Genomic DNA, 4,631 nt, shown 5'->3' with positions numbered 1-4,631 from the left:
GCGTTCTCATCCTCGAATCGCTGACTTTCTTGGCAAGTTGCTTGAAATCGCTGGAAGTATGCATCGTCGATGCTCGGGTCACTAATCAAAGCACTATTAGATCAAACTTTTAGTGCAATTGGTATCAGTTGGTTATCTCTTTATTAGAGCAGCGGCCTGTCACGCCGGGGGGCGCGGATTCCAGCTTTTGAGATAGCCGGTAATGAAGCCATCTATTTCGACATCTTGTCGCGACAAACCCAGCCTAACAGCTGGGTTTTTTCGTATGTACTTAAGCTGCGCAAGGCAGCGGAGTGGCAGCTCAGTTGGTTATCTCTTTATCAGAGCGCCGGCCTATCACGCCGGGGGCGCGGGTTCCGGCGCTTGAGGCAGCCGGTAGCGACGCTATCTGTGTCGATATCTTGTCGCGAGAAACTCAGCTTAACGGCTGTTTTTTTGTATGCGTGCAATCTTAGTGATGCGATCGTGCTGTGGTTTAGGCGTTGCCTGCAATGCTAAAGCTGACGCTCATTTGGTAGTCCTCCCATTTTCCCACCATGTTTTCTATCGCTTCTCTGTCTTGAAGCTATTTTTTCGCTAGCAGGTAGCCGTCGTGACGCGATATGGCAATGCATGTTGCGCACAATGAGTCGGTTCTGATCCGTTGCGTCGGGGCTTTGGTTATTGGTGCACTCTCCCCTGCGTAATGGTTTCGCTGTTAAGTTTGTCGAAAGCGTTCACTCCTTATACAACTGAGTCTTGGTGAGAGTGAGTCTCCACTGACTTTGTTGGGATCATAAGGTCGCTGAGGGTGGGATCCTCGCTTCCGCTGCACTTATCTCGTACTATTCGACTTTCTTTCGCGCTTCCGGAGTCTTAGCTAGATGAGCTTATCGCTTTCACAACCTGCCGATCTGTTACCTTGGCATACCTTTGCTGTTCCTTCGCAGGCCAGAGCCGGGATCACGGTGAGCGATCTGAGCGAGTTGCGAGCGGTGTATCGAGATCCTAAGTGGCGCGATATGCCCAAGCTGGTGCTGGGAGGGGGGAGCAACGTACTCTTTACCGAAGATTTTGACGGGCTGGTGATCCGCAATGAGATACTGGGCCGTCATCTGACTCGGGGTCAGTCCGAGGTCTTACTGCATTTGGGTGCTGGCGAGAATTGGGACGAGGTGGTGCGATGGACTCTGTCTCAGGGGGTATTTGGCCTGGAAAATCTGGCCCTGATCCCAGGTACCGTCGGGGCTGCACCGATCCAGAATATCGGCGCCTACGGCGTTGAGTTTGCCGATCACTGTCTCTACGTTGATTATCTGGATCTGGAGACTTTGGAGATCGAACGTCTGGATGCGGATCAATGCCGCTTTGGCTATCGAGATTCGGTCTTTAAGCAAGAGTTGAGTGGACGCTGCGTGATCACCGCGGTTGGTTTGGCTTTACCGACGGATTGGCAGCCGAAGTTGGGCTATGGCCCGCTGAAGGCGCTCGAGTCGGAAGGGACGCTGACGGCCGATCGGATCTATCGCGCTATCGTCGATGTGCGTCAGGCAAAGTTGCCCGATCCCGCCCGGTTGGGTAATGCCGGCAGCTTCTTCAAAAACCCGGTGATCGAACAAGCCGAGTTCGAGCGGTTACAGCAATGTTTTGCCGATCTGCCCGGTTATCCCGATCCGTCCGGCGGGATCAAGGTGCCAGCAGGGTGGTTGATCGATAAAGCTGGGCTGAAGGGGGTTGCCATCGGTGGTGCGTCAGTTCATCAGGATCAAGCCTTGGTGTTGGTCAATCGAGGCACGGCGACGGCGGAAGATCTGGTGGCGCTAGCCCGCCATGTCGTGATGACGGTCGCTGAGCGTTACCAGATCACTTTGGAGCCGGAGGTCCGGATCCTCGATGGACAAGGAGCGCTGTGTTGGCAGGCATGATCTCATCGGTGCGCCAGCAATTGATCGAGCGCTTAGCCGACGGCGAGTTTCATTCTGGCTCTGAGTTGGCAACGGAGTTGGTACTGAGCCGTACTGCGGTGCATAACCATATCGAGGCGCTCTCTGGCTATGGGCTGGAGATCTACCGGGTGAAGGGCAAGGGCTACCGGTTAGCCGCGCCGTTGAGTCTGTTGGACGCTGAGCAATTATTGTTGGGCCGCAGTGTCCCTTTACATCTGTTCTGGCAGTTGGATTCGACTAACGCGTTTTTAATGGCTCGTCGCGAGCGCTGTCACAGTGGCGAGGCGTGCTTAGCGGAGATGCAGACGGCGGGCAGAGGGCGGCGGGGACGTCCCTGGGTGTCGCCCTTGGCTTGTCACCTATATCTCTCGTATTTCTGGCGCTTAGAGCAGGGCATGGGGGCGGTTGGTGGTTTAAGTCTTGCGGTTGGAGTGATGCTGGCCCAGGCATTGGAGCGCTGTGGTTATGCTGACATTGAGCTCAAATGGCCGAATGATCTCTATCTACAAGGCCGTAAGTTGGGCGGGATCCTGATCGAGATGCAGGGGCAGATCGGTGAGCCCTGTGATCTCGTGATCGGGTGCGGGATCAATGTGGCGATGCCGGCGTCGATGGCCGACTTGATCGATCAGCCGTGGGCGGATCTGCAAGGCGATTCGGCTGAGAGAGTGGATCGCACCGCCTTGGCCCAAGAGGTGCTAGCAGCATTGGCGACGGGGATGCAGCAGTTCGAACAGCAGGGGTTGGCCCCCTTTATTGCGGCTTGGGGAGCACGGGATCGTTTTCGTGATCAAGCGGTAACGCTCTTGATGGGCGAGCGCGAGATCCAGGGCGTGGCACGTGGGATCGATCCGCAGGGTAATCTGCAACTTGAGCTGGCCTCAGGTCAGATCAAGGCATTCGGTGGCGGCGAGTTGAGCCTACGGCCGCAGTGGCAGAACTAGCCCCGTAAGCGGATCTGGCTGATCTGGTGCTGCACGCTCTTGGTGAGGATCAGATCGGCACGCTCTCGGGTCGGTGCCACATTTTCACGCAGGTTAGGGCCATTGATCTGCTCCCAGATCTTACTGGCGGTTTTTGCGGCTTCCGATTGGCTCAACTTGGCATAGTGGTGGAAGTAGGAGTTCGGATCGCGGAACGAGCCGTCTCGAAAGCTGAGGAAGCGCTCGACATACCACTGTTTCAATAAGCTTTCGTCTGCGTCGACGTAGATGGAGAAGTCGACAAAGTCGGAGACAAAGGGGCGCTGCGGCCAATGCGGATAGTCGATCCCGGTTTGCAGCACGTTCAGACCTTCGAGGATAAGAATGTCCGGCCGATTGATGCTCTGGCTGGCGTTGTCGATCCGATCATAGGTCAAATGGGAGTAGATCGGCGCCTCGGCCACTTCCCCCGACTTCACGCTGCGTACGAAATCCAGCAGCATGCGAATGTCGTAGCTTTCCGGGAAGCCTTTGCGACTCATCAGATCGCGCTTCTTCAGCTCTTCAAGCGGGAAGAGAAACCCGTCGGTGGTGACCAACTCAACTTGCGGGTGCTCGGGCCAGCGTTGCAGCAGGGCTTGTAAGATCCGTGCTGTGGTGCTTTTGCCGACGGCGACCGAGCCGGCCACGCTAATGATATAGGGGCCCAACGAAGGCTTGCGGCCGAGGAATTGCTCCAGCACATCGCCGCGGCGCTGTTTGGAGTGCACATAGAGATTCAGCAAGCGCGAGAGCGGTAGGTAGATCGCTTCGACCTCTTCGAGTGAGATGTCGTCATTGATCCCCCGTAAGCGCTCAAGCTCCGCCTCGCTAAGAGGAAGAGGCACGGCGTCGCGCAGCGCAGCCCATTGGGGCCGGCTGAAGCTCTGGTAGGCGTGATCCTTATCAGCGGATGTACAAGACATTATCTCTCCTAGGTTGCGAGCGGACTATACAACCCGGTTCTTAAAAGGTACAGCAACTTACGGCTCGAGCGGGGTTTAGGTCGGGGTCGGATTTGCCTAAGTAAGGAAGAGAAACCATCGATCGGTTAAAAGCTGTTCGGTTGAGTCGGTTTTTGGTTTTTTTTGCAATTAGCTATTGCACAGCTTCGCCGGTTTTCCTATTATGCGCTCCGCGTCCTGAGTGACGCCGTGCCGCTATAGCTCAGTTGGTAGAGCAACTGACTTGTAATCAGTAGGTCCCGAGTTCGACTCTTGGTGGCGGCACCAAAATTCTGGAGGGGTTCCCGAGTGGCCAAAGGGAACAGACTGTAAATCTGTCGGCTCTGCCTTCGAAGGTTCGAATCCTTCTCCCTCCACCATTTATTTCCTTCGAGCGCCCAGCTTGAAAGAAATGCGGACGTCGTATAATGGTATTACTCTAGCCTTCCAAGCTAATAACGCGGGTTCGATTCCCGCCGTCCGCTCCATGTTTAAAGTGCTGATATGGCTCAGTCGGTAGAGCGCACCCTTGGTAAGGGTGAGGTCCCCAGTTCGATTCTGGGTATCAGCACCATTCCTCTCGCAACACCTCTTATCTTTCCTTGTTATACTCACTTCGAGTAATCCAAAAGCCACAGTGGATTGTCCACTGAGTTTTGACCGAGGCGCACCATGTCTAAAGAAAAGTTTGAACGTACGAAACCGCACGTTAACGTTGGTACCATTGGCCACGTTGACCACGGTAAAACCACTCTGACCGCTGCGATCACCAACGTGCTGGCTAAGCACATGGGTGGCGA

Annotated in this window: 4 protein-coding genes and 4 tRNA genes; 7 read left to right on the top strand and 1 reads right to left on the bottom strand. The window is 55.3% G+C overall.

Annotated elements, in window-relative coordinates; translation table 11 throughout:
• Nucleotides 1–863 precede the first annotated feature (863 nt).
• Together murB and birA are read left to right on the top strand one after the other, a co-directional pair.
• Entirely contained in the window at nt 864–1,904 is a 1,041-nt protein-coding gene (gene murB, locus ABEA08_RS09685) for a UDP-N-acetylmuramate dehydrogenase (protein WP_345335086.1), read from the top strand.
• Nucleotides 1,901–2,869 (top strand): bifunctional biotin--[acetyl-CoA-carboxylase] ligase/biotin operon repressor BirA, encoded by a 969-nt coding sequence (birA, locus tag ABEA08_RS09680; RefSeq protein ID WP_345335088.1) that lies wholly within the window; start codon nt 1,901–1,903, stop codon nt 2,867–2,869. Before murB ends, birA begins: the two co-directional genes overlap by 4 nt.
• Here the strand turns inward: birA and coaA are convergent.
• On the bottom strand, nt 2,866–3,813 hold the full coding sequence (gene coaA / locus ABEA08_RS09675) for a type I pantothenate kinase (RefSeq protein ID WP_345335085.1): 948 nt from the start codon (nt 3,811–3,813) through the stop codon (nt 2,866–2,868). The genes birA and coaA overlap by 4 nt on opposite strands.
• 230 nt (nt 3,814–4,043) lie before the next feature.
• Here coaA and ABEA08_RS09670 point away from each other — a divergent pair.
• The 5 genes from ABEA08_RS09670 to ABEA08_RS09650 all read left to right on the top strand — a co-directional run.
• Nucleotides 4,044–4,119, top strand: a tRNA-Thr gene (locus ABEA08_RS09670).
• A gap of 7 nt (nt 4,120–4,126) precedes the next feature.
• Nucleotides 4,127–4,211, top strand: a tRNA-Tyr gene (locus tag ABEA08_RS09665).
• A 34-nt stretch (nt 4,212–4,245) separates the two neighbouring features.
• A tRNA-Gly gene (locus tag ABEA08_RS09660) sits at nt 4,246–4,319 on the top strand.
• Between the two features lie 10 nt (nt 4,320–4,329).
• A tRNA-Thr gene (locus ABEA08_RS09655) sits at nt 4,330–4,405 on the top strand.
• A gap of 98 nt (nt 4,406–4,503) precedes the next feature.
• The coding region (locus tag ABEA08_RS09650; protein ID WP_345335087.1) for a GTP-binding protein at nt 4,504–4,631 on the top strand (128 nt) is incomplete at its 3' end.

The sequence above is a fragment of the Ferrimonas pelagia genome (assembly GCF_039543565.1).
Lineage (GTDB): Bacteria > Pseudomonadota > Gammaproteobacteria > Enterobacterales > Shewanellaceae > Ferrimonas > Ferrimonas pelagia.
This window is presented reverse-complemented; position numbering and strand designations above follow the sequence as displayed.